20 protein-coding genes are annotated in these 23386 nt (G+C 40.1%); 5 read left to right on the top strand and 15 right to left on the bottom strand.

What is annotated here, in order from left to right:
- Positions 1 to 26 precede the first annotated feature (26 nt).
- On the bottom strand, positions 27 to 1526 hold the full coding sequence (locus tag AACZ88_RS00450) for a PAS domain-containing protein (RefSeq protein WP_339704561.1): 1500 nt from the start codon (positions 1524 to 1526) through the stop codon (positions 27 to 29).
- A gap of 242 nt (positions 1527 to 1768) precedes the next feature.
- Here AACZ88_RS00450 and AACZ88_RS00445 point away from each other — a divergent pair, with 242 nt between their 5' ends.
- A complete protein-coding gene (locus AACZ88_RS00445; RefSeq protein ID WP_339704558.1) occupies positions 1769 to 2362 on the top strand; it encodes a pseudouridine synthase in 594 nt (197 codons plus the stop codon).
- Positions 2363 to 2428: 66 nt separating this feature from the next.
- On the opposite strand, the gene AACZ88_RS00440 is transcribed toward AACZ88_RS00445, so the two are convergent.
- The 3 genes from AACZ88_RS00440 to AACZ88_RS00430 form a co-directional block, all read right to left on the bottom strand.
- Positions 2429 to 2857 (bottom strand): peptidylprolyl isomerase, encoded by a 429-nt coding sequence (locus tag AACZ88_RS00440; RefSeq protein WP_339704555.1) that lies wholly within the window; start codon positions 2855 to 2857, stop codon positions 2429 to 2431.
- Positions 2858 to 3084: 227 nt separating this feature from the next.
- The gene (locus AACZ88_RS00435) at positions 3085 to 3501 is read right to left on the bottom strand and encodes a class I SAM-dependent methyltransferase (RefSeq protein ID WP_339706436.1); all 417 of its coding nucleotides are present in this window, start codon (positions 3499 to 3501) and stop codon (positions 3085 to 3087) included.
- Entirely contained in the window at positions 3474 to 3743 is a 270-nt protein-coding gene (locus tag AACZ88_RS00430) for a hypothetical protein (protein ID WP_339704552.1), read from the bottom strand. The genes AACZ88_RS00435 and AACZ88_RS00430 overlap by 28 nt, the downstream gene beginning before the upstream one ends.
- A 209-nt stretch (positions 3744 to 3952) precedes the next feature.
- On the opposite strand from AACZ88_RS00430, the gene AACZ88_RS00425 reads away from it, so the two are divergent.
- The 4 genes from AACZ88_RS00425 to AACZ88_RS00410 all read left to right on the top strand — a co-directional run bounded on the left by AACZ88_RS00425 (position 3953) and on the right by AACZ88_RS00410 (position 7503).
- A complete protein-coding gene (locus AACZ88_RS00425; protein ID WP_339704549.1) occupies positions 3953 to 4645 on the top strand; it encodes an orotidine 5'-phosphate decarboxylase / HUMPS family protein in 693 nt (230 codons plus the stop codon).
- A 20-nt stretch (positions 4646 to 4665) separates the two neighbouring features.
- Positions 4666 to 5691 carry a zinc-binding dehydrogenase gene (locus tag AACZ88_RS00420; RefSeq protein WP_339704546.1) on the top strand — a complete coding sequence of 342 codons (1026 nt, stop codon included), beginning with the start codon at positions 4666 to 4668 and terminating at the stop codon, positions 5689 to 5691.
- A 6-nt stretch (positions 5692 to 5697) separates the two neighbouring features.
- Positions 5698 to 6519, top strand: coding sequence for an SDR family oxidoreductase (locus AACZ88_RS00415; protein ID WP_339704543.1), 822 nt, complete (start codon positions 5698 to 5700; stop codon positions 6517 to 6519).
- Positions 6520 to 6609: 90 nt separating this feature from the next.
- Positions 6610 to 7503, top strand: a complete 894-nt coding sequence (locus AACZ88_RS00410; RefSeq protein ID WP_339704540.1) for a sugar phosphate isomerase/epimerase family protein — start codon at positions 6610 to 6612, stop codon at positions 7501 to 7503.
- On the opposite strand, the gene AACZ88_RS00405 is transcribed toward AACZ88_RS00410, so the two are convergent.
- The 11 genes from AACZ88_RS00405 to AACZ88_RS00355 all read right to left on the bottom strand — a co-directional run bounded on the left by AACZ88_RS00405 (position 7496) and on the right by AACZ88_RS00355 (position 23374).
- A complete protein-coding gene (locus AACZ88_RS00405; protein ID WP_339704537.1) occupies positions 7496 to 8245 on the bottom strand; it encodes a DUF1080 domain-containing protein in 750 nt (249 codons plus the stop codon). The genes AACZ88_RS00410 and AACZ88_RS00405 overlap by 8 nt on opposite strands.
- Before the next feature lie 13 nt (positions 8246 to 8258).
- Positions 8259 to 9572 carry a Gfo/Idh/MocA family oxidoreductase gene (locus AACZ88_RS00400; protein ID WP_339704534.1) on the bottom strand — a complete coding sequence of 438 codons (1314 nt, stop codon included), beginning with the start codon at positions 9570 to 9572 and terminating at the stop codon, positions 8259 to 8261.
- 72 nt (positions 9573 to 9644) lie between these two features.
- Positions 9645 to 10343 carry a DUF1080 domain-containing protein gene (locus tag AACZ88_RS00395; RefSeq protein WP_339704531.1) on the bottom strand — a complete coding sequence of 233 codons (699 nt, stop codon included), beginning with the start codon at positions 10341 to 10343 and terminating at the stop codon, positions 9645 to 9647.
- Between the two features lie 53 nt (positions 10344 to 10396).
- On the bottom strand, positions 10397 to 11503 hold the full coding sequence (locus AACZ88_RS00390) for a Gfo/Idh/MocA family oxidoreductase (RefSeq protein WP_339704528.1): 1107 nt from the start codon (positions 11501 to 11503) through the stop codon (positions 10397 to 10399).
- Positions 11504 to 11672: 169 nt separating this feature from the next.
- The gene (locus AACZ88_RS00385) at positions 11673 to 12590 is read right to left on the bottom strand and encodes an EamA family transporter (protein ID WP_339704525.1); all 918 of its coding nucleotides are present in this window, start codon (positions 12588 to 12590) and stop codon (positions 11673 to 11675) included.
- A 235-nt stretch (positions 12591 to 12825) separates the two neighbouring features.
- Positions 12826 to 14427: a D-arabinono-1,4-lactone oxidase gene (locus AACZ88_RS00380; RefSeq protein ID WP_339704522.1), complete on the bottom strand. Its 1602-nt coding sequence runs from the start codon at positions 14425 to 14427 to the stop codon at positions 12826 to 12828.
- Positions 14428 to 14430: 3 nt separating this feature from the next.
- Positions 14431 to 14811, bottom strand: a complete 381-nt coding sequence (locus AACZ88_RS00375) for a hypothetical protein (RefSeq protein ID WP_339704519.1) — start codon at positions 14809 to 14811, stop codon at positions 14431 to 14433.
- Positions 14812 to 15067: 256 nt separating this feature from the next.
- Entirely contained in the window at positions 15068 to 17068 is a 2001-nt protein-coding gene (locus tag AACZ88_RS00370) for a heavy metal translocating P-type ATPase (protein ID WP_339704516.1), read from the bottom strand.
- 173 nt (positions 17069 to 17241) lie between these two features.
- Positions 17242 to 17658, bottom strand: coding sequence for a transcriptional repressor (locus AACZ88_RS00365; RefSeq protein WP_339706432.1), 417 nt, complete (start codon positions 17656 to 17658; stop codon positions 17242 to 17244).
- A 150-nt stretch (positions 17659 to 17808) separates the two neighbouring features.
- Positions 17809 to 19002 (bottom strand): efflux RND transporter periplasmic adaptor subunit, encoded by a 1194-nt coding sequence (locus AACZ88_RS00360; RefSeq protein WP_339704513.1) that lies wholly within the window; start codon positions 19000 to 19002, stop codon positions 17809 to 17811.
- 4 nt (positions 19003 to 19006) lie between these two features.
- On the bottom strand, positions 19007 to 23374 hold the full coding sequence (locus AACZ88_RS00355; protein WP_339704510.1) for a CusA/CzcA family heavy metal efflux RND transporter: 4368 nt from the start codon (positions 23372 to 23374) through the stop codon (positions 19007 to 19009).
- Between the last annotated feature and the right edge of the window lie 12 nt (positions 23375 to 23386).

The following is a 23386-nucleotide window of genomic DNA, read 5'->3' as shown; positions in this document are numbered from 1 at the left end:
ATTCATGAAAGCCCTCAGATATTTAATTATACATTTTTGGTCTCTTGCTTCAATTTGTATGTTTTTTCCGTAATACTTCGAATAATCGTATCGATTTCCTCTGCCGACGAAAGCATACTTGCCAAAAGTATTTTTTTTTCTTCTTCCGTTAGTTCCTCAGTTCTGATCAAGTCGATAATCCACATTAATCGAGCAACGGGAGCCCGAACGGAATGAGATTGCTCCCATGCAATTTCCTTAAGGCGTCTATTTTGTTCTTCGACCGTTTCAATATAATTTAATTTTTCGGTGATATCACTTAAAACTCCTATCATTCTTACAATTTCCCCTTTTTTATCCCGAACGGCATAAGCCATTTCCTCAACATAGGCATACATGCCGTTCTTTTTCATAAAACGATAATTGATGGCCCACCGTTTTGCCTTTGGATTTTTAGAAAACACCAAAAATTCACTTCGGTTATGTAAAAGGTCATCTGGATGTATAAATGCAGTCCACTTCGAAATTGAATACGATTGCCCATTCACTTCGTGACCGAACAGTCGAGTAAAGCTATGCCCACATTTAAAGTCATCTTTCTTCAAATCCCAATCATATATGGCATCATTTGTGGCTAAATTTACATAGTTGAACAATTCGCTATTTGAAGATAGCTTTTTATTATTTCTATGATTTTCTAGGATGATACCAATGAGTGAAGCCAGCCTTTCAAAAATTCTCAATTCCTTTTTAGTGGGTTTACGTATGGTTAGATAATAATTGGCAAAAGTCGCAATAACTTCCTTTTTTGAATTCAATATCGGTTGTGACCAACAAGCCCTAAGCCCAAAAGGAAGTGCTACATTCTTGGTATCTTCCCATAATGGGTCTGTGGCTATATCTTCAACTATAATTCGTTTTTTAAGAAAAGCAGCTGTACCACAAGAGCCAACCTTGGGGCCAATAGGCAGTCCATTTACAAGGTTAATGTAGGCTTTGGGTAATCCTGGCGAAGCTAAATTTCTTAACCTTCCATTGTCAACTATTAAAATGGAGGCTTTTAAATCAGGGAAAATCTTTTCAATACCTTCAACATACTTATTAAAAACACCCATGGTATTGGGCATAGTTTCCATAGCATGGGCCATTATCTCATTTTCCAAATGCTCTAACCGAAAAACTTTCTCTTCTTCCTTAGTGGTTCCCTTTTTTTCTTTTGCCAAACAACTTAATAGTTCAGTGTCGGCCAATGCTGAAAACGTCCACTCCAACACCACAGTTGTGCCATTTTGAAGTATATGTCTACAAACACATTTCGCATCTCCATTACCACTCCCCATTACCTCCTCCAATATATCTCGAGCATTCTCTCGGTCATCAATATGAATCGTTTCGATAAAAATATTGGCCGATAATTGCATTTTAAATTCCCCACCAATGATGTTTGCCCAAGAAACAAACCCTCGATTATCTATAAAGAAAACAATATCCGAAGACCTATTAAGAATGCGTTTGCAAACTTCAACAGCTTTATCAGTATCCGTCATATTCATTTTAATACAAATAATTCGTATTATAGGGGAAATTAGGGAGTATACCATAAAGATAGGAAAATTGTATCAAAGAATGTATGTCATACAGCACAAAAAAGACAATATTATATTTGTTTCTGTCAAAAAAGTATTACAATATTCATGTGAGATAATTTTTTGCGTCCATTGCCATGTTATTAAAACCGTAAGAATAAAACGGGTTAATAATTTATCTTTTTTATGGTTTTATATGTTTTATGAAAGAAGAAAAGCATTTACATTTTAAGATCCATAAACCCTTTGGGATGCTCAGTCAATTGAAATCTAACGACCCCAAAGAGGTTCGAAATAAAAGGTTTCTAAATGAGCTCTTCGATTTTCCGAAGGGCAGCATGCCCATAGGGCGACTTGATGAGAAATCGGAAGGCCTACTTCTGATAACGAGCGACGGAAAATTAAGTGATACCGTAAATAGATCTGGCGTTGAAAAGGAATATTATGCACAACTCGATGGCGTAATTACCAAAAACGCCATTGAAAAATTGCAAGGAGGAGTCGAAATCGGATTTTCTGGTAAAAAATATCGGACAAAGCCGTGTATTGTTAAACCGCTTTTGAAAAATCCGGCGTTTACCGCAGCAAATAAAAAATTACGGATCGGCAAACATCGACCCAGTTCTTGGATCAGTATAACCCTTACCGAGGGTAAGTTTCGACAAGTACGTAAAATGACCGCAGCGGTGGGATTTCCTACGTTGCGTTTAGTTCGAACAAGAATAGGCAGCATCTACTTGAATGACTTGCGCCCTGGTATTGTTGTGCCATTGGATATGTCTGGAGAAAATTTATAATAAAAAAATAGCCCAACGTTCCGTTGAGCTATTCCTATCTATTTTGACCAACAAGTAGCGGTCCTATTATTTTATAGCGACGAGTTCTAAATCAAAAGTCAAGTCGTGCCCGGCCAAAGGATGGTTGGCATCAATAACAATATGATCATCGTTTACTTCGGCAACCCGTAGTTCACGTTCTGTTCCATCTGCATTTTTTGCAACGAGCCCCATACCTACTTCAGGTTGAATAGTGTCTGGCAACTCTTCCTTATTTACTTTTTGAAACAATTCTTTTTGAACTTCGCCGTATGCCTCTGTCTTAGGTATGACCACGGTCTTTTTTTCGTTCACTTCCATATCTACCAAACCCTTTTCAAAACCTGGAATCAAACCACCTTGACCCAAAGTTACTTCAAGGGGCTCTCTGTCTACAGAACTATCGAAGATTTGACCATTATTCAGTTTTCCTGTGTAATGAACCTTTACCGTATCATTCTCCTTCACTTTACTCATAAATCTAATTTTACTGATTTTACCTTAATAAATGACAGCAAAGGTACGGGCTATCAAATGGTTGAACGAAAATTAAAGGAAAAATTATGATATTTCTTTAATTTCATAAAGTTCAATGGGGGAATCGAACTTGAAAGCTGTTGCAAGAATTGATCGGTAAGCCAGGGCAAAACGAAATAGGTACGTGTTAAGGTAGATCTTAATGCGATACTAACAGAAGAATGGAATTATTCTGGTACTGTTGCCGCGACCAAAACCCACATTTGCTTATCGGTCTCTTTCTTCCAATAGCCGAAATCATTACTTTCTTTAAGTACTAAAAACCCGGCTTTTACCAAATCTTCTTTCACATAATCGGCTGATAAGGTATGGGCTGCCGTTTGTTCTGCTCTAGTTTTACCAATTTTATGTGCTTTTAATTTTTCCAAAATCAATAAACGGCCATCAGGTTTTAAGGCGGCTTTAATATGCCCCAGTATTTTTATATAATCTTCCATTTCATGATATGTATCCATTACAATCACGGCATCAAGTGAACCTTTTGGTAATTTCGGATTATCGGCATCTCCAAGAACCACTTCGATATTAGTCACATTTCGATCGCTAATGTGTTTTTTCAACTCCGTAAGCCGGTACTCGACAATATCAACAGCATAAATTTTCCTGAGGCCCCCACTTTTTTTGAAAGATGAAAGCTAAAATATCCCTCATGACATCCAATATCGGCAACTTGATCGCCATTTTCTATTGCTGCCAATTTTATTAACTCAGGGACCTTCATCCAAAGATCGCGTTCTTCCCAGTCTTGTTCATTGTACTGTGAAAATGCAATCAAGAAATTCAAAGTAAATAGCAATACCGATAAGCCTATTGATTTATATTTCATACCTCTAAGATAATATCATTCAAATTATGATTTTGTTAATTTTACAGTGTATTTTCATAATTGTAGCCATTAAAACACTGATATTATCAAACATTTGGTACTTTTCTAATGGAATATTGACCATTTCAATTTCGGGAAATACCTATATTTAGCGCACATTTTAGAACATATATAATTGGAGTAAAAACTAAAAAAAACATTGTTTGCCTATGAAACCCATTGTACAAATTTCTTTAGATCTTACCAATATCGACGAAGCCCTAGAAACTGCTGCACTTGCCTTGCGTGCAGGGGTAGATTGGCTCGAGGCCGGAACCCCGTTAATTCTGGCAGAAGGTTTACACGGGGTACGTAAACTTCGGGAAGCTTTTCCTGAAATACCTATTGTTGCAGATCTTAAAACTATGGATGGTGGCTACTTGGAAGCAGAAATGATGGCCAAAGCCGGCGCCACGCATGTTGTAGTGATGGCGCGTGCGCACGAAGAAACCATAAAAGTAGTCGTACAGGCGGGTGCCGATTACGGGGTAAAAGTAATGGGCGATAATTTGGGCTGTCCTGATATGGTCGAAGGCGCAAAAAGACTCGAAAATTTAGGGTGTGATTATGTGATACACCATATTGGTTACGATGAGCGTAGGGGTATTGCCGCGCAAGGATTACAAATGCCGAGTCCGATGGATCAATTGAAAGAAGTGGTCGACGCCGTCAATGTTCCTGTGCAAGCGGTTGGTGGCCTAACTTTAGAGCAAGCTGTTCGCTGCCCTGAATTTGGAGCGCCATTGGTGGTTCTTGGAGCACCATTGACTATAGATGCTGATTCTTTTAAGACCGCCGATGGTGATCTTGAAGGATCTTTACGACTTATATGTGAAAAAATTCATGCCTACGGAGAAATTTAATAACGTTTAAATTATAACTAATGAAATCAATTGCTGTTGTTAATTTCGCTCCCGAAAAAGGAAGTGTCGAAATTCGAGAAATAGAGAAACCATCGATAGGACAGGATGATGTTTTATTGGAAGTTGCCAATGTTGGTGTTTGCGGTAGCGACCTACATCAATGGACCGCAGACCATAGTTGGCCTGTTAACTACCCTGTTGTTTTGGGGCATGAGTTTGGTGGGCACATTGCAGAACTTGGGTCGAATGTTGTTGGCTGGAAGGAAGGTGATAGGGTTGTCAGCGAAACTGCTGCCGTTATAGATCAAAATAATCCGCTTTCAAAACAAGGTCTTTACAATCTCGATCCTACCAGAAAAGGTTTTGGGTATGGGGTGAATGGAGCGATGACCAAATTTGTTAGGGTACCTGCCCGATGTCTTCATAAAGTACCGGAAACCTTACCTTTCGAGCAGGCTTGTTTAACAGAACCTTGTTCTGTTGCCTACAATGCAGTAGTGGTCAATTCACAGATTCGACCGGGAGACCGTGTAATGGTTCTGGGTCCCGGAACCATTGGAATTTTATGTGCTGCCATGGCCAAACTCTGCGGGGCTACCGTTGTCGTTGTCGGGTTGGAAGCGGATCGTGGCAGGTTAGCCATAGCGCAACAATACGGTTGTGAAACTATTGTAGGCGATGCTTCAGAATGGGCCAAACAACAAGATGGTCTTGGGGTAGATTGTGTTATCGATGCTGCCGGTGTCAGTGCCACATTAAAGATGGCCTTGCAACTTGTTCGACCTAACGGGCAAATTACGAAAGTAGGCTGGGGTCCGCAACCGCTTAATTTCTCATTAGACCCTTTGGTTCAGAAAAATGTGCGGTTGCAAGGAAGTTTTAGCCATAATTGGCCCATTTGGGAAAAAGTGTTGTCGCTTTTAGCCTCGGGCAATCTCGATGTTAGACCTATAATTGGTGGCGTATGGAACCTTTCCGATTGGCATCAAGCTTTTGAGGAGATGCATTCAGGTAATGTAGTCAAAAGTGTACTAACACCCAACTGATGTACTATGCGTTTAAATAACAAAGTCATTCTTGTTACGGGATCCTACACGGGCATTGGCCTAGCCATTGCCAAAGCCTGTATAAATGAAGGTGCCAAGGTGGTTCTTAACGGACTCGAAGATGAACAGGGAAAATCTGTATTATCGGAACTAGGTGCCGATAATGCAGTGGCGATTACAGGTGACATTGCACAACCAGGCACCCCAGAATTACTGGTTAAGAAAGCAATTGACACTTTCGGACAGTTGAATGCCGTGGTAAACAACGCAGCAATGGTGCCCCCATCAAACATAGAATCGACCAGTACCGAATTGATGCATAAGGTGATGGCTGTTAATGCCATAGCTCCCTTGGAAATTATTCAATGTGCCCTACCCTATTTGATACCTGTTCAAGGTTGTGTGCTCAATATTGGATCGATAAATGCATGGGGTGGAGAACCTGGTTTGTTGGCTTATAGCATGTCGAAGGGAGCGCTGATGACGATGACCCGTAATATAGGTGATAGCCTCTTTCGGGACAAAGGGGTGCGTGTAAACCAAATTAATCCGGGGTGGGTTTTGACAGAACGGGAGATGGCCGATAAAAAAAAGCAAGGCATGGTAGAAGATTGGTACAAAGATCTGCCCAATATCTTTGCACCGGCGCAGCGTATTTTTTCTCCTAAAGAAATAGCCGCTTCGGCATTGTACCTGCTTTCCGATGAATGCGGACCAGTAAGTGGTCAGGTGATGGATTTAGAGCAATTTCCTATGATTGGGCGTAACCTTCCCAAAGAATGGGACGGATCACACGATTTTGCTTGGAGTACACGCACCAAAAAATAGTCCGCATCAAAAAATCAGAATTTTAAAAAACACAAACATTACGGAGGATGTTCTAAAATTAACATCCTCCTTTAATCAATAAATTAGCATATGCCAAAATTAGCAGTATTCCCCAAAGCCTTTATGCAGGAACTTTGTAAGGATGGAACAATGAAAGTTTCCGAATGGATAGATTTAGCCGTCAAATTGGAAGTTGATGGCCTTGAGTGGTATGCCGGTTTTCTAGAAATGGCCGATACCAAAAATTGGTCTGCTTTTCGAAAAGAAGTGGAAGGTCATGGCAAAGTAATACCGATGCTTTGCTGTTCTCCAGATTTTACGCATCCCGATGCGGCTTTCCGAGAAAAGGAAATAGCAAAACAAAAAGGTTGGATCAAGATGACCCATATACTTGGTGGATCATACTGTCGGGTTTTATCAGGACAAAGGCGACCTGAACTTACAGAAGAAGAAGGCATCGATCTTGCCGCCGAATGTATTAAAGCTTGCTTGCCCTTGGCTGAGGAACTGGGTATTACCCTAATTTTAGAAAACCATTATAAGGATGATTTTTGGGAGTATCCGGAATTTGCTCAGCAAATGGATATTTTTTGCAAATTGGTTGAACGGATCGAACATCCGAATTTTGGGGTCAACTACGATCCGAGCAATACTTTCTTGGCCGGCGAAGACCCGTTGGAACTTCTCTACAGGGTGTCAGACCGTGTAGTCAGCATGCATGCAAGTGACCGTTATTTGAAAGAAGGTACCATTGAAGATCTAAGAAAGGAAGAAGGTGGAGCCCTGGGATATGCAAAAAGACTGAGCCATGGTGAAATTGGAAAAGGACTCAATGACTATGATGCTATTTTTAAAGAATTAAAACGGGTCGGGTTCGATGGATGGATCAGTATCGAAGATGGTGTTGACGGCATGGATCAATTGGAACGAAGTGTATCTTTTCTTCGAAAAAAAATAGTGGAATACTGGCCTGATTTTATTTAATTTCCTTGGCCATCTGACTTTCAGAGGTTACCCCTGGCGGTAATTCGATAAGCGTAAAATTCCTAAAATGGATTTCTGCACCTTCGGATTCCAAACAGAGGTAACCTTTCTTTATGGTAGATTTACTGATACCGTTCACAAATTTACCGTTCACCGAAAGTTTAATCGTTCCGTCAACACAAATGACTTTATACGTATTCCATTGACCTTTACCCTTGGCCCGGTTTTCAATCGATTTGCTCCGTGTTCCCCTAGGAGTGTCAGGAATTGTTTTAACACCACCAACACCAAAAAGTTCACCATGAACATAAGCTATTGGTGGTTTTACCCCATCTCGAATATTTTGATTTACCCAATCAAGCTCGAGCATTTGTACTTCAACACCGCCAGGTAGACGTGATTTCTCGTCGGGTTTTGCGTCGCTCCACACAAAAACGCCTGAATTTCCACCGGCTTCCATATGGCGCCAGTCTACTTGCAGTATAAAATTCTCATACTGTTTGGCAGAACGCATAACTCCAATTGGATTTCCTTTGCAGACTAACATACCATTCTCGGTTCTCCACGTATCGTGATCGGTATTGACATTTATCCATTCTATAGGTTTCCCTTCATTATTTTTTGAAATCAATCCGTCTATCGTCGTTTCGGTCCCAAAAGTCAGTGCAGTGTCCTGACCGTTTATATAAAAAGAAAGTGCTGCACCGAAAAATAGAAGCAGAAAAGAGTTACATTTTATCATACGAACACCTGCGCTAAATTAATTTCGTTTTTCCGGGCACGGCTACCGGTGGCATAGGCCAATTCAGGTTCCAGTCATATGCCTCAATTTTAGGCCCTAAGGTTTCCTCCGAATTAAAAGCCTCGTCCCAGGTGATGGTCTGCCCGGTATAACCAACCATTCTTCCCCAAATGGCAAGCATGGTACTATTTGCCATTCGAACCCCATCGTTGATGGGGGTTCCGTTTCTTATCGAAGCAAAAAGTTCATCGTGCTCCGTTTGAAACATATCGTTCTTTTCTCCCCTATAACTCCAGTTCGTTTTTCCACTTATCTCATATTGCCTTCCTATGTTTATTTTAGCACTTCCGTCGCTTCCAAAGACATCCACACTATTCCTGTGGGAAGTTTGGGCCTGTTGTCTTGTGAAGTGATAGCCCTTTGCCCCGTTCGGGTATTCGAATTCAACGGCAAAATGATCAAAGATATTACCGTATTTTTCATCGGTGCGCACTTGTCTTCCGCCGCTTCCCGTAGCACTAATCGGCATAACATCGCCCATGGCCCATGACATAAGGTCTAAACTATGTACTGCCTGTTCTACTATAAAATCGCCCGACAACCAATTTTGATAGTACCAATTATGCATTTGATAGGTCATTTGGGTCCAATCTGGTTGCCGCTCTTTATACCAAGCTTCCCCCCCATGGCGAAAAGTCGATATACCCTTGATTTCACCTATTTCCCCTTTTAGAATACGATCCATAATCGCCATATTCGGAAAGTCATAGCGAAAACAGAAGCCTGCTACCAACGCCAATTCTTTTTCCTTGGCCTTTTTTACGGCAGCTAAAACTTTTCTAACCCCAGGAGCGTCTACCGCCATCGGCTTCTCACAAAAAATGTGCTTCCCGGCATTTACCGCCGCTTGTAAATGATCTGGTCTAAAGGCTGGAGGAGTCGTTAATAAAACCACATCAACATCGGAAGCAATAACTTTTTTATAGGCATCAAACCCGATAAACCTATGCTTTTTATCTACTTTGACTTTATCACCAACTATTTTGACAAGTTCGCTATACGAGGTTTCGAGGCGGTCTTCAAAAACGTCGCCCATTGCCGTAAGAATAACGTTTGGGTCAGCTCGAAGTGCCTGCGATGCAGCGCCTGTACCCCTTCCGCCACAACCTATTAAGCCTACTTTAATAACCGAAGGATTTGTTGCGGAAATCGCTCCGAATGCACCGGTCGAATATGCCAATGAACCGCCGACAAGCGCAATTCCCGATTTTTTTATAAATGTTCTGCGATTAGAAATAGAGGTGTCGTTTTTAAATTTATCGCTCATAAAACTTCTTTTATATTACCCGATTTATTATAATTATATTGAATTCTTTGCTATACCATAAAAAATAAAGCATCACTCTTGTGCCATATCGCTTAGCTCTGTAATTGGGGTAAGCATTACCTTTCGAAATTCAACTTCGGCTCCTTCAGCTTGTAATGCAATCTGCCCGCTACTGGCCGTGGCATCGTAACCATAGTTTACCAAGTCACCGTTTAACCAAACTTTTATTTTGTTACCTAGGCACTCAATAGTCATTGAGTTCCACTCTCCTAATGGGTTTTCAGAATCATCGGTTAGGTTCTTGATTCTACGCTTTTTCCCCTCGGTTATACCCCACTCTCGTTTGGGGCCTCTTCGTTCTAACATATTTTCCGTGGTAATATCTTGAACAATGCACCAAAAGTCTCCTGCATTTTTATGCATCATTTGTACTTCGATTGATTTTGGAAACATTTTGTACAAAGATCTCGGGGTTGACGCAAATACCAAAACCCCGCAATTACCAGGCTCCCCTGCAAAACGGTACTCTACATTCAAACGAAAATCGTGGTAATTCGCATCCGTGATAAGATGTCCTTGAGGGGTGCCAAGACTGACCAACATTCCATCACGTATGATAAAAGGATTAATGGCCTCAGGAACGGTATCCATTTTCGGTACATCAACATGCCAACCATGCAAGTCTTTTCCGTTAAAAAGACTAACGCTAGTTGTAGGGTTACAACCCAGTATTATAGTAGCTAACCATATAATTGATAAAGCGTATTTCATAGCTATTTAGATTGAATATTTAGAGACTTTAGCGACGATAATTAAGCAATCGTTTATAGCGTGACCTTTTTCCCGGTTTTTATCGCTTCATAAATAGCATCGATAATCTTTAAATCCCTAACTCCCTCATTTCCATCAACGGGCACTTCAGGTTGCTTATTTTCTAGTATAATTTTTGCCATCTCATCCATTTGAACGGTTTGATGCGTCACAATTGGTTCGGTCAAGGGGCCTTTATGTGTACGCCCTTTAATAGGGCCATACCCGGTTGACGGTTGCATTTCAGCAAACCCATCAATACCATTAAGATAAAATCGATCAAGATGGCTTACAGCATACGTAGAAAGGCATGATGCGACGGCACCACTTGGGAAACCCATTTGAAATTGAATTGTTTCATCAACTCCTTCTTTGAATTTCACGGGATCGGTCTTGGTTTCTTGGGCAGTTACCCAAATAGGTTCTTCTCCCACCATATATCGCGCGCCATTGATGGAATATATACCGATATCCATCATGGCACCACCTCCGGCCAATTCTTTGTTCAATCGCCATTGTGTGGGATCTCCAATCCTAAAACCGGATTGGCCTTGGAAAAATTTAATCTCACCGAACTCCCCAGCTTTTCTCATGCGAATGACCTCAAGGGTGTTCGGTTCAAAATGCATCCGATATCCTACTAACAATTTTACGTTCGCAGCTTTACAGGCTTTAACCATTTCTTCTCCATCTTTCGCATTTATGGCCATGGGCTTTTCACAGATTGCATGTTTTCCGGCTTTGGCAACCCGTATGACTTGATCACGATGCAAAGCATTAGGCGTAATAACATACACCGCATCAATATCGGGGTTATTTTTAATCGCATCAAAATTGTCATAGTTATAACAATTCTTTTCGGGAATATTATAGGTAGCCTGCCAATCAACAACTTTTGAAGGCGTGCCGCTAATAACACCTACTAGTTTTGCCCGTTTTGAGGTTTTCATTGCTTTGGCGACCCTAGTACCGTAGCTACCAAGACCCATGATGGCAACACGTAGTATAGGACCATCATAAACTTCATCGGAAGCTGCAAAAAGACTCGTGGAGTTAAAGAGTATTGGTGCACTCAAAGCCGTAACCGTAATTTTTTCAATAAAATCTCTTCGTGATCCCATATATACAAAGTGTTTAGTATTAATAAAACTGAAAAATCATCATATTTTCTCCTAAAATACAGTTTATAAGAAATTAAAACAATTTTACTTTTCAAAGGACTTTACCGGCACCTTGATCAATCAAATGTTTTTTAAAGTATGTTAGCAAAGGTAAGTAGTGTGTATCTCCTCACTTTCTAAACCTTGAGAAGAGCATCAATTTTTTCTTGGTATTGATAAAGTAAACACCTGTCAACAAAATGATGGCGGCAATAATTGATTGGGTGGTAATCTGTTCGTTTAAAAAATACCAGCCCAAGGCCAATGCCACAATAGGATTCACGTACGTAGAGGTCGCTACTTTTTCGGGCGAAACAACTTTTAATAAGTAGTTAAACGACGTAAAGGCCACAATACTCCCGAAAAAAATCAATAATAATAAGGCGAGTTGTACTGGCGCATCCCAAGTTGTGGGTGGTGACCACGTTTCTCCAAAAAGTAGGCTAGCCAACAGCAATATAATACCACCCATGACCATTTGATATCCGGTATTCACAAAGTAGTTAGAGGGTAAATTGGCTTTAGCAACAAAGAGACTTCCATAGGCCCAACTCAACATTGCCAAAAAAATCATCGACATACCGAGAACTGAATTTTCTTGGTCGATAACCTGCTTCTGACTCACCAATAAATAGATGCCAAGAATACCCAAAATAACACCGATAATGGACATTGGTTGAATTTTTTTGCCTTCCAAAACACGCATTAATAAAAGTACTACGAGCGGTTGTGCCGAGACTTCTAGAGCCGCAAATCCGCTATCAACGTATTTTAGCGCCCAAACCACAGTGCCATTGCCGAATGCCAGAAACAGAAATCCCGCTTTGGTCGTATTTATCCATTGTTTTTTTGTTATGGATATATCTATTCCCATAAACTTCGCCAAAACGAAGATGAGCAAGCCCGCGATACCAAAACGAACTGAAGCCAACATAAATGGTGGCAATTCGGTAACAGCTATTTTGTTCAAAAGATAGGTGGACCCCCAAATTACATAAATTGAAAAAAAAGCAAGTATGATGAGTGTCGTATTCCGTGGTTTACCCATGAAGAATTAGGATTGTCAATTTTCGCCTCAATATTAAGGATTACCTTTATCAATCAAGGTAAAACATAGAATAATATTGGGAGTGCAGTAGAAGTTTATTGCAGATTTCACATGCGCTGTTGAGCTTTCCTAGGAGTATTATTTACATTCAGAGGCTACAATTTTATATAAACTAAAAGTTTAATTTAAGATTACTAAAATAGTATTAAACAACTAGTTATACATATACTATATCTTATAAAGATACAATTAAATCTTCAGGAATATCAGATTCGTTTTCTGACAAACCTATATGTTCAAGAAAGTCATTTGAAAAAAGTGTTTGCATCTCTTTCGAAAGTAAAGCGCTTCTATAAGATTTCCACTCTTTGGCTTTATCGCCGTACATACACGCTACTAAATCAGGGAAATCCCAAGATGAATTTTTCCCCCAATGTATGGTAAAAGGAATGTTGTTTTGTTGCAAAACCTCTATCATTCTTTTTGAAAACTCCTCTAAACCAATCAGTTTCTTTGATTTTTTCCAAAGTACCCCATCAATTTCTATCATACATGTAGTGGAGAATTTGGCAAAAGATAAAGTAGCCTCTGATTTTTTGATAAAACGCATGGCATATATTCCCGGTATCGGACCTTCTTTTTTTGTCAAATCAACAAGAACTTCCAAGGTTCTGGCACAATCTTTAACATCGACCCCGAAAGAGCAAGCAAATGCCGGACCTTTATACGGTGCATCCCAAAACGTTTCATATAACGTACCCAAAGATTCCTCGTTTACATCTGGAAGTATCTGTTTCTGAAGCTTTTTAATGAACCACGGAATACTTTTTGGAAACTTCCTGCTAATCTGTATCAAGAGATGAATTACATCACGATACAACGATTTGTCTATGGTTGTAAAGGGGTCGGGATAGGAGCTTTGATATGGTTTCTTATACATTAATTCGACCACATATTTGCCATCGTCTATATACGGATTTATAAATACTTTATAATGGTAAGGCGTGTTGCCTTTACCGTTTACATCTGTCTCTCCTTCAATTTTAAAATCGGTGTTTTTAAAATCCATGGTTTCTGACAATTTCAATGCTACATTCTTGTCGATTTTACGAACGTATCGCTTTAACAGATACAGGTCTTCTCCCTCCACCACTACTCCATGTATAAAACCAAAAGAACCAAGACTTACTAGCGCTGCGTTAAAAAGACCATCATTACGAATGACCCTGGCATTGAACTTGTGCGCAAAAGCATTATTCAAAGCAGGTTTAGTATGACGTTCTAGATACACAATATCCTCGGGATTGGGACCGATAATTAAGTTTATGCCGACTACATGATCCTGAACAGATCCTTCATTCAGTGCTGATCCATGTACCCCGGTCGAAATACAACCTGCAATAGTCTGGCCATTACTAGCACCGCTTACTTTTAAAGATTTACCATTTTTTTCAAAAACCTGAGATATTTCTTTTACCGTGTTTCCGCATTGAAAAAAATAGAGGTTCGTACTATTATAACCAGTATTTGAATGCATGTCTTGGGGCAAAATAGGAAAGGATAGGTTCATATAAGCATTATAGTGCATGCGATCTTTATTATGCGCTATAGAAGACATAGACCATCGTGAACCATAAGCGCGAAATCCATGATTATTATCTAAAGCCTCTTTAATTAATCGTTGCATTTCCAGAGCGGCATCATTGTAACAATCAACCGTTGAAGGCATACTGGCTTGCCCCTCTAGTCTTGTAATTTGCAAAAGTTTTAGTTCATGTGGTCCGTTTCTGTGTAAGGTGTACCACTCAGTTTTTGGATAGGAGGTTGTGTTGGCCATAGCTTATTGTCTTTCTGTTTTCATGCATACATATGTAATCTTCACTTTGCGTTTGCCACCGAATGTAGCCAAATATAAAAGGGATCCTCCCAAAGAATTTTTGTACTCAACGGAAAATAACTTCCCAGATTCGCAATTTGATTGGTCAATCGGAAATTGAATACTTTCTGTAAAAACGCTTGCAGGAACGGCTTTTTTAACAACCGTAAACATTTTGTCTTTATAAAAATCACCCAGCTTTGCATCATCCAGTTCCTCATCTTCATGTTGGTCGGGCATAGGCGTACCCTTTGTGCTAACCAAACGTACCGAATAGCACGATTGAAAGAGTAGCATCATAATACAGAAACCAAGCAGACGCAGGGGTAGATGAGAAAACTTCATGGTGTTGTTTTTTGGTTTAATCACGTGGCCTTTACAAGATATAACACAGACCAAATGCTTATGACAATGTAAACTTTTCACCAAGTGTTTAGAAAAGAGCTTGTATGAATGGTAAAGTATTCTGTGTAAATTGTTAAAATATCACAATTTCATTTTGTTTGCATGGTTATATAAAGCGCACCTACAACCATAAATTAAAGTATGATATCATTCGAACCAGTACATTTAATATAACTATAACTATTGAAAGACGGTCTTATTCCCAAGTCATGCGTTGCAATCTAACCGCATTCAAAATAGCCAAAAGAGCGACACCTACATCAGCAAAGACTGCTTCCCACATAGTAGCCAATCCACTAGCCCCCATAATCAAAACAATGGCTTTCACACCAAAAGCCAATGCAATGTTCTGCCATACAATCCGTCTGGTAGAACGACCGATTTTGATCGCTCGCACCACTTTAGAAGGTTGATCGGTCTGTATGACCACATCTGCCGTTTCAATGGCCACATCACTGCCTAAACCACCCATGGCTATACCTATGTCACTTGCTGCCAAAACTGGGGCATCGTTGATACCATCACCAATAAAGGCTATTTTTCCATTGCTATCCTTTGAATTAACTTGATTTTTTAGAGTTTCCATTTCTTTCAACTTATCTTCGGGGAGTAGCCCCCCCTTGGCATTGGTAATGCCCAAATCTCTGGCTGCTTTTTGAGTTATAGAATCTTTATCTCCCGACAACATGACAATATCACTGATTCCGACCTCCCGCAACTGACCGATCATTTCTTTCGCATCTTCCTTCAATTCATCGGCAATTACCACATAACCCCGAAGTTTACTTTCAATTGCAATTAGTACCATTGACTCCACAATTGCTTCAATCTCTTTGGGCACAATAATACTATTTGCCTTCATTAAAGCGGCATTGCCCACTAGCACCTTTTTATTGTTCACAATTCCCTCTAGACCTTTTCCAGCAATTTCAATTACATTATTGGCCTCATATTTATTATTTAAAGGATACGCCACTAGCGCTTGTGCAATGGGATGGGTAGATTGAATTTCCACGGCCAACAAATAACGCATCATCTCCTTCTCTTCATCTGCCTGGCTCAACGTATTATCTTTGGCATCAATGAATACTTTGATCTCCTTAATTTTAAATACACCCTTCGTGACTGTTCCGGTTTTGTCCATAACCAATGTTTTCATTTTGGTTATGGCCTCTAAAAAGGAAGCTCCTTTAAATAAAATTCCGTTTTTGGAAGCCGCCCCAAGTCCCCCGAAGTACCCAAGAGGAATGGAAATGACCAATGCACACGGACATGATATTACCAAAAAAATCAAAGCTCGGTACAACCAGTCTTGAAAGATATACTCGTTGACAAACAAATATGGTAAAAAGGTCAAAGCAATCGCCAGATAGACTACAATCGGGGTGTAAATTCGGGCAAATTTACGGATGAACAATTCTGTTTTTGATTTTCTGGCCGTAGCATTTTGAACCAGTTCTAAAATTCGTGCTATTGAACTGTTTTTAAACTCTTTAGATACCGTTATTTCAATTACATTTTCAAGATTTAAACTCCCCGAAAACACTTCTTCATTCCGTCCTAAAGTCTGAGGTTTACTTTCTCCCGTCAACGCGGCCGTATTGACCGTTGCTTTATTTGATTTTAGCTTTCCATCTAAAGGAATCTTTTCTCCGGCCCGAACTTGAATGGTCTCGCCAATGGAAACAGTTTCTGGATCGACACTTTCAAAAGTTCCATTTCGAAATACATTGGCTTCTTTGGGTCGAAGGTCTAAAAGTGCCTTTATATTTCCCTTTGCTTTTTTCACTGCGGCACCCTGAAATAGTTCCCCTACGGCATAGAATAACATAACCGCCACCCCTTCTGGATATTCACCAATTGCGAATGCACCCATGGTTGCGATAGACATCAATAGGAATTCAGTAAAAAATGATCCCTTGCGAATGCTTTTCCACCCTTCCTTCAAAACCGGCAGACCAACCGGCAGGTAGGCAACCCCATACCAAACTATTCTGACCCAACCTTTGAAAAAAGGAAGCAACTTAAAATAATCAAACCCCATGCCCACTAGCAACATAAAAAAACTGACAATGGCGGGCATATACATTCTTATATTCCCTTTCTGGCCACGACCATGATTGTGGTTGTGCCCATGTTCTTTTTTATTGCTTTTGGTTTTTCCCAAATTCTTTAAGTCAAGCTCTCTCTTCTTCATATTCTAATTAAAACCTTAAAGGTGACCGTAATTTCGATGCAATGGAAGTGCAATAAACGCCTACATAAAAAGTGGCAACCATAGAGTACTTAAGAAGAAAATAAGCTGCCTTACTTTGTATTTGGATAATAGTAATATCACAATGCCACTTCCTCCACCCGTTTGACAATACCCTAGAGTCCGTTGCACTTGTCGCATATACCCTTCACTACCAAGTTCACATTTTCGGGCACAAAGCCATCAGGCACCTTGATTTGAGGGATTTTATGTTGTGTAAGGCAAATGGTTTCATCACAATGACCACAATGAAAATGCAAATGAAGGTCTTGATCGATCTGACAATTACAACCTTCTTCACATAGAGCATACTTGGCAATGCCCGTTCCATCATCTATCTGATGAACAATACCGTTTTCTTCAAATGTCTTTATGGTACGATAAAGCGTTGTTCTATCGGCTTTGGTAAATGCATTTTCTATATCGGTCAGGGCAACCGCTATTTTCTTATTTGCCATAAACTTATAAATAAGGATTCGCATGGCGGTGGGACGAACGCTTTTTAGCTCTAATGTTTCTTCTATTTTACCCATTTGTCTATAATTGTTCGTGGTGTTAACAAGTTCGATACGCATATCACTATTTTTCTAGTTCTAAGTTACATAAGACTAGAAGAACGCAGTACATCAGTGGCACAAAAAATTGTACACTTATATTCTATCGTTCTTCAATACATTATTTTGTCAATGGTTGTGTTCGGCTTCGCCTTTTTTCATTTCGCCCATCAAATAATATGCATTATTAAGCGCAAATGTGATTTTCGTATCTACCGGTTTTAAAAAACTAACGGAAACCCAATCCCCATCTTTTATGCCCGGCAGCACCTCGACAGGTGTGAAAACCCATTTTTCATTCTCTTTAGATGTTGAAAATACATACGACCTATCACCATCTTTGGCAATAGCACTTTCAGAAAAAGCGACCATCTTGCTACTGTCGATTTGAATGCGCCCTTGAATATACATACCCGGTATCAGATTACCTTCTTTATTTTCAATTTCGGCATGTACATGGAGGGCTTTGGGGTCTTGTTCGAAAGTCTTTCCTACGGAATAAATTTCTGCCGTCAATTCTTCACTAGGAATAGACTGTACATTAAAAACGACTTTCTGCCCTTCCTTAACCTTAAATACATCTTTTTCAAAGACCATTAAATCAGCATGGACATGATGGGTATCGACTACTTCAAATAAATCCGTTTGAGGTTCTACATATTGTCCCGTTTTTATAGAAACATTTTGAACATAGCCTTCAATAGGAGTTCTCAATGCTACACGCTGCTGAATATCTCCATTTTTAATCGAGGAACTGTTGATGTTCAATTGTCGTAATTGGGCTTCGAGACCCCTTACCATACTCAGCGACTCCTGATATTCCGCTTCTGATTTTTGAAAAGTGGCTCCACTACCTACACCGGCATCGTATAATGTTTTTTGTCGCTCATATTCCTTTCTCAAAAACCGACTACTATTGAATGCGTTCAAAAAATCAGTCTGTCTTTGTATAATATTGGGATGGGAAATATAGGCTACGGTTTGCCCCTTAGTAACTTTATCACCCTCAATGACTTCGATTGAAACAATGTTGGCGCCTACTATCGAAGTGATGGTCGCTTCATTCTGCGGTGGCACTTCCAACAGGCCGTTTACCTCGACATAACCGTTCATTTTACGTTTTTGTAAAGTGCCAGTTTTCATTTGAAGCGATTCAAACTGTAGCGGGGTCAGAACTACCTTTGAGGATTCATCTTCCGAATGTTCTTTGTCATTAACAGCATTTTCTAGATTGGAATGCGATTCTCTTGTGTTGCCACAGGCAGAAAGACCGAATATGGCCAAAACTAACAAGAGACCAATATATTTTGGGAAATTTTTCATTCTTTTAATTTTTAAAATATTGTAGTTCAAATAAAGTTGTAAAATAATTGTCAAGAGCTTGCAAGCCATCAATTTCGGTTTGAATCGCATCACGCATAATCTGTGTAAATGCAGCATAATCAACCGCCCCTTCCTTATAGGCCACTAGAGCCCCTATGCGTTGCTCCGTTGCCAATGGAAGTGCCTCATCACGATAGAAATACCAAGATGCTCGCCATTTCTGATATATCTCTATAGCTTGGAGGTGTTCAGATTCTAATCGACGTCGATCAAAATCGAAGTTGGCCCTTGCAATTTTCTCACTTATTTTGAATGATTTAACCCTACTCCTTCCTGTTCCCGATAATAACGGAAGTGAAATACCCGCTTGATAGCTATAATAACCACTATCCCCATTTACTTTTTGAAGTCCGCCCTGAATAGTGAACTTAGGTAGCAAATCAGCCTTGGCAACGGCCAAATCGGCCTGGGTCACGATCACGCTATTTCGCGACCGTAATATTTCGGGATGATTTTCAATATCCGTAGACCCGCTTACCTCTATGCTTTCGAGGTCACTGAATTTTTCTGGTACGGTATAGAATACATCGGAAACCAACCAAAGATTTAACTGTTGTAGCGCAACGGCATAATCACTTTTAACTTGTCTCAACTTGTTCTTGATTTGGAGCGCTTGATTTTTAGCGGATGCATATTCTAGCCTAGAAATTGCCTCTACTTTATAGTTCAGTGCAATAGCTACACCGAATTTCGAATAAATCGAATCGAGTTCTGTATAAAGTTTTAATCTACGTTTTTGCTGAAATGTATGCGCCCACGCTTTTTTTACTTCTTTTTCTACTTGTAATTCAGATAAATCGAAGGCTGCTTCTGCCAGGGCCATACGCGACCGCTGTAATCGTTTCTTTGCCGCTATTCCGAATACATCCATATTCTGCTGTCCTGCACCGATTACTGTGTAAACCCCTTGGGAGTCGGATATTTCCTCTCCCCCCGTAAATATTTGGGTATTTCCAAAATCGTAAGCTACACCCTTTAGTTCATACTGTCTTTGGATTTCTAGCTGTTGAGTTTTGAGTAACGGATAATTTTCTTTCGAAATTCTAACCGCCTCCTCAAGAGAAATTACAGGTAAAGAGCCTTTATTTAAAAAAATGCGGTTTTCGGTTTTTGAACTTTGTGCCGTACCAATTGTGGTAAAGCAGAAAAAAAGAACAATCACCGCTGAAGCAGAAATAGGTATGGCCTTAAATTTTCGCTTATATTCAGATCTTCGTTCTGTCCATTGATAAAGAATTGGAAGTATAAACAAGGTCAATAGGGTCGATGTTACCAAACCGCCAATAACGACAGTTGCCAAGGGTCTTTGCACTTCTGCTCCTGCAGAGTAGGAAACGGCCATTGGTAGAAACCCTAAGATGTCGGTAAGTGCGGTGAGCATAATGGGACGTATTCTTCGTTTCGCACCCTTTATAATTCGAGTTTTAAGATCTGTAATGCCTTCTTCCTTCAATTCATTAAGTCCGCTTATCATAACCAAACCATTAAGTACTGCTACGCCGAACAAAACAATGAATCCCACGCCGGCAGATATGCTGAATGGCATATCGCGTAACCAAAGCCCAAAAATACCGCCGATAGTTGCCATAGGAATAGCGACGAATATCATTAGGGTCTGCGGAAAGGATCTTAATGCAAAATAGATAAGTATGAAAATCAAAAATAAAGCAATGGGCACCACCATTTGGAGACGGCTGGTAGCCCGTTGTAAATTCTCAAAAGCTCCTCCATATCGGATAAAATATCCCGGAGGCAAATCAAATTCGGCATCCAGTTTAGATTGAATATCTTCAACAACCGATTTAACATCCCTGTCACGTATATTAATACCCACATACGTTCTACGGTTTGTATTGTCACGACTAATTTGCATCGGACCGGGCTCATAATTGATATCGGCAATTTCACGTAATGGCACATGGGCTCCATTTGGTAGGTTAACAAATAACCGTTGAATGTCTTCAACACTTTCCCGGTTTTTTCCTTGAAGCCTAACCACCAAATCAAAACGCTTTTCTCCTTCAAAAATCACCCCTGCATGACCACCTGCATAGGCAGTTTGCACCAAATTATTAAGGCTGTTGATTTCGAGTCCATATTGGGCCAATTTATCACGGTCGTATTTTATAGTTATTTGGGGAAGGCCATCAATCGCTTCTACTTTCATATCGGCAACCCCGGGAACTGTGGAAATAAGTTGACCCATCTCGGCAGCCTTACTGGCCAGTATATTTAAATCTTCTCCGAATAACTTTATAGCGACATCTTCGCGAACACCTGTAAGGAGTTCATTGAAACGCATCTCTATCGGTTGGGTAAATTCAAAATTTACACCAGGAACAATGCTCACCGCATTTTTCATTATTTCAACCAACTCGTCTTTCGAGTCGGCTGACACCCATTGATCGTTTGGTTTTAAAATAACAAAGACATCGGCAATGTCCATTGGCATTGGATCAGTAGGCACGTCGGCCACACCAATACGGCTGATTACACTTTTTACCTCAGGAAAATCAGCCTTGATAATACGTTCTATCTTGGTAGTTGTAGCGATCGTTTCGGAAAGAGAGCTTCCTGGTTTTAAAATAGCATGGAAAGCAATGTCACCCTCATCCAACTGCGGAATAAACTCGCCGCCCATTCCCATAAAAGTAATTAAGGATATGGAAAAGAGTAACAATGCGGTACCGACTATACGCTTAGTCTTACCCAGCGATTTAATCAATAAGGGCTCGTACTTACTTTCAACCCACAGAACGAATCGGTCTCCATAGGTTTTATTTTTAGATGTGCCCCCCTTTAGAAACAAAGCCGAAATCATTGGCACATAGGTCAAACATAGCAGCATGGCACCAATCATCGCAAATATGAAGGTAAGTGCCATGGGCTGAAACATTTTTCCCTCTACACCTTCCAAAACCAGTATTGGTAGAAAAACGATTAAAATGATAAGTTGTCCAAAGAAAGCCGTATTCATCATTTTTTTCGAAGATTTGGCTACAATTTTATCACGTTTTTCAACATTATCTTTTTGATTTTTAGGTAAATAAGAAGTCATCAGAAACACTGTGCTCTCCACAATTATAACGGCCCCATCGACAATAATACCAAAGTCAATAGCTCCCAAACTCATCAAGTTTGCCCAAACATCAAATATGTTCATCAAGATAAAAGCGAACAAAAGGGACAAAGGAATTGTTGAAGCGACTATGAGACCACCTCTCCAATTGCCCAAGAGTAATACCAGAATAAAAATGACGATCAAACCACCTTCCAAGAGATTACCTGTCACCGTTGCCGTGGTTTTGGCGATAAGGGAGCTCCTATCAAGAAAGGGTTGTATTCGAACTCCATCGGGAAGTGACTCCTGAATTTGTTGCATGCGTTGAGTGACATTTTCGATTACTTTATTAGAATTGGCTCCTTTCAACATTAAAATCATGCCACCGACGGCTTCTCCTTTTCCATCTTTGGTCAAAGCTCCATAGCGCACTGCGCTTCCCATTTTTACTTGGCCGATATTCTTTACCCTTACTGGAATGCCATTTATAGTCTTAACCACCATATTCTCTATATCACTGACTGTTCGGGCAAGACCTTCACCTCGAATAAAGTTGGCCTGGTGATTGCGTTCAATATAGGCACCCCCTGAATTCTGATTGTTTTTTTCCAGAGCAGAAAACACATCGGAAATCGTTATGCCAATTGAGCGAAGCTCGTCTGGATCAACTGCAACTTCATACTGCTTTATGTTGCCCCCAAAGGCATTGACCTCTATTACCCCTGGCACCATTGCCATTTGCCGATGTACGATCCAATCTTGCATCGTACGTAGTTCAGTGGTCGAATAGTCACCTTCATATCCCTCATCTACATCAAGTGTGTATTGGAAAATCTCCCCTAGTCCTGTTGAAATGGGTCCCATCGCCGGCTTTCCAAAACCTTTAGGAATTTTCGCTTGAATTTCAGGCAGTTTTTCGGCAACCAGCTGGCGGGGCAGATAGGTGCCCATCTTATCATCAAAGACTATAGTCACCACAGATAATCCGAAACGGGATATAGAGCGAATTTCTTGAACATTGGGTAAATTCCCTAAAGCCAATTCAACGGGGTAGGTTACGAATTGTTCAATATCTTCAGTACCTAAACTGGAGGATTGTGTAATGACCTGTACCTGATTATTGGTGATATCGGGCACAGCATCAATTGGAACCTGTGTCATACTGTAAATACCGCCTCCCACCAGTACCAATGTAAACAAGCCAATTATAAACTTGTTATTGATCGAAAAATCAATGAGTTTGTTTATCATTAAAAATGGATT

Origin of the sequence: uncultured Kriegella sp. (assembly GCF_963975415.1) — a bacterium.
Lineage (GTDB): Bacteria > Bacteroidota > Bacteroidia > Flavobacteriales > Flavobacteriaceae > Kriegella.
Note: the sequence above shows the minus strand (reverse complement) of the source record. Positions and strands in the feature narration are given on the sequence as shown.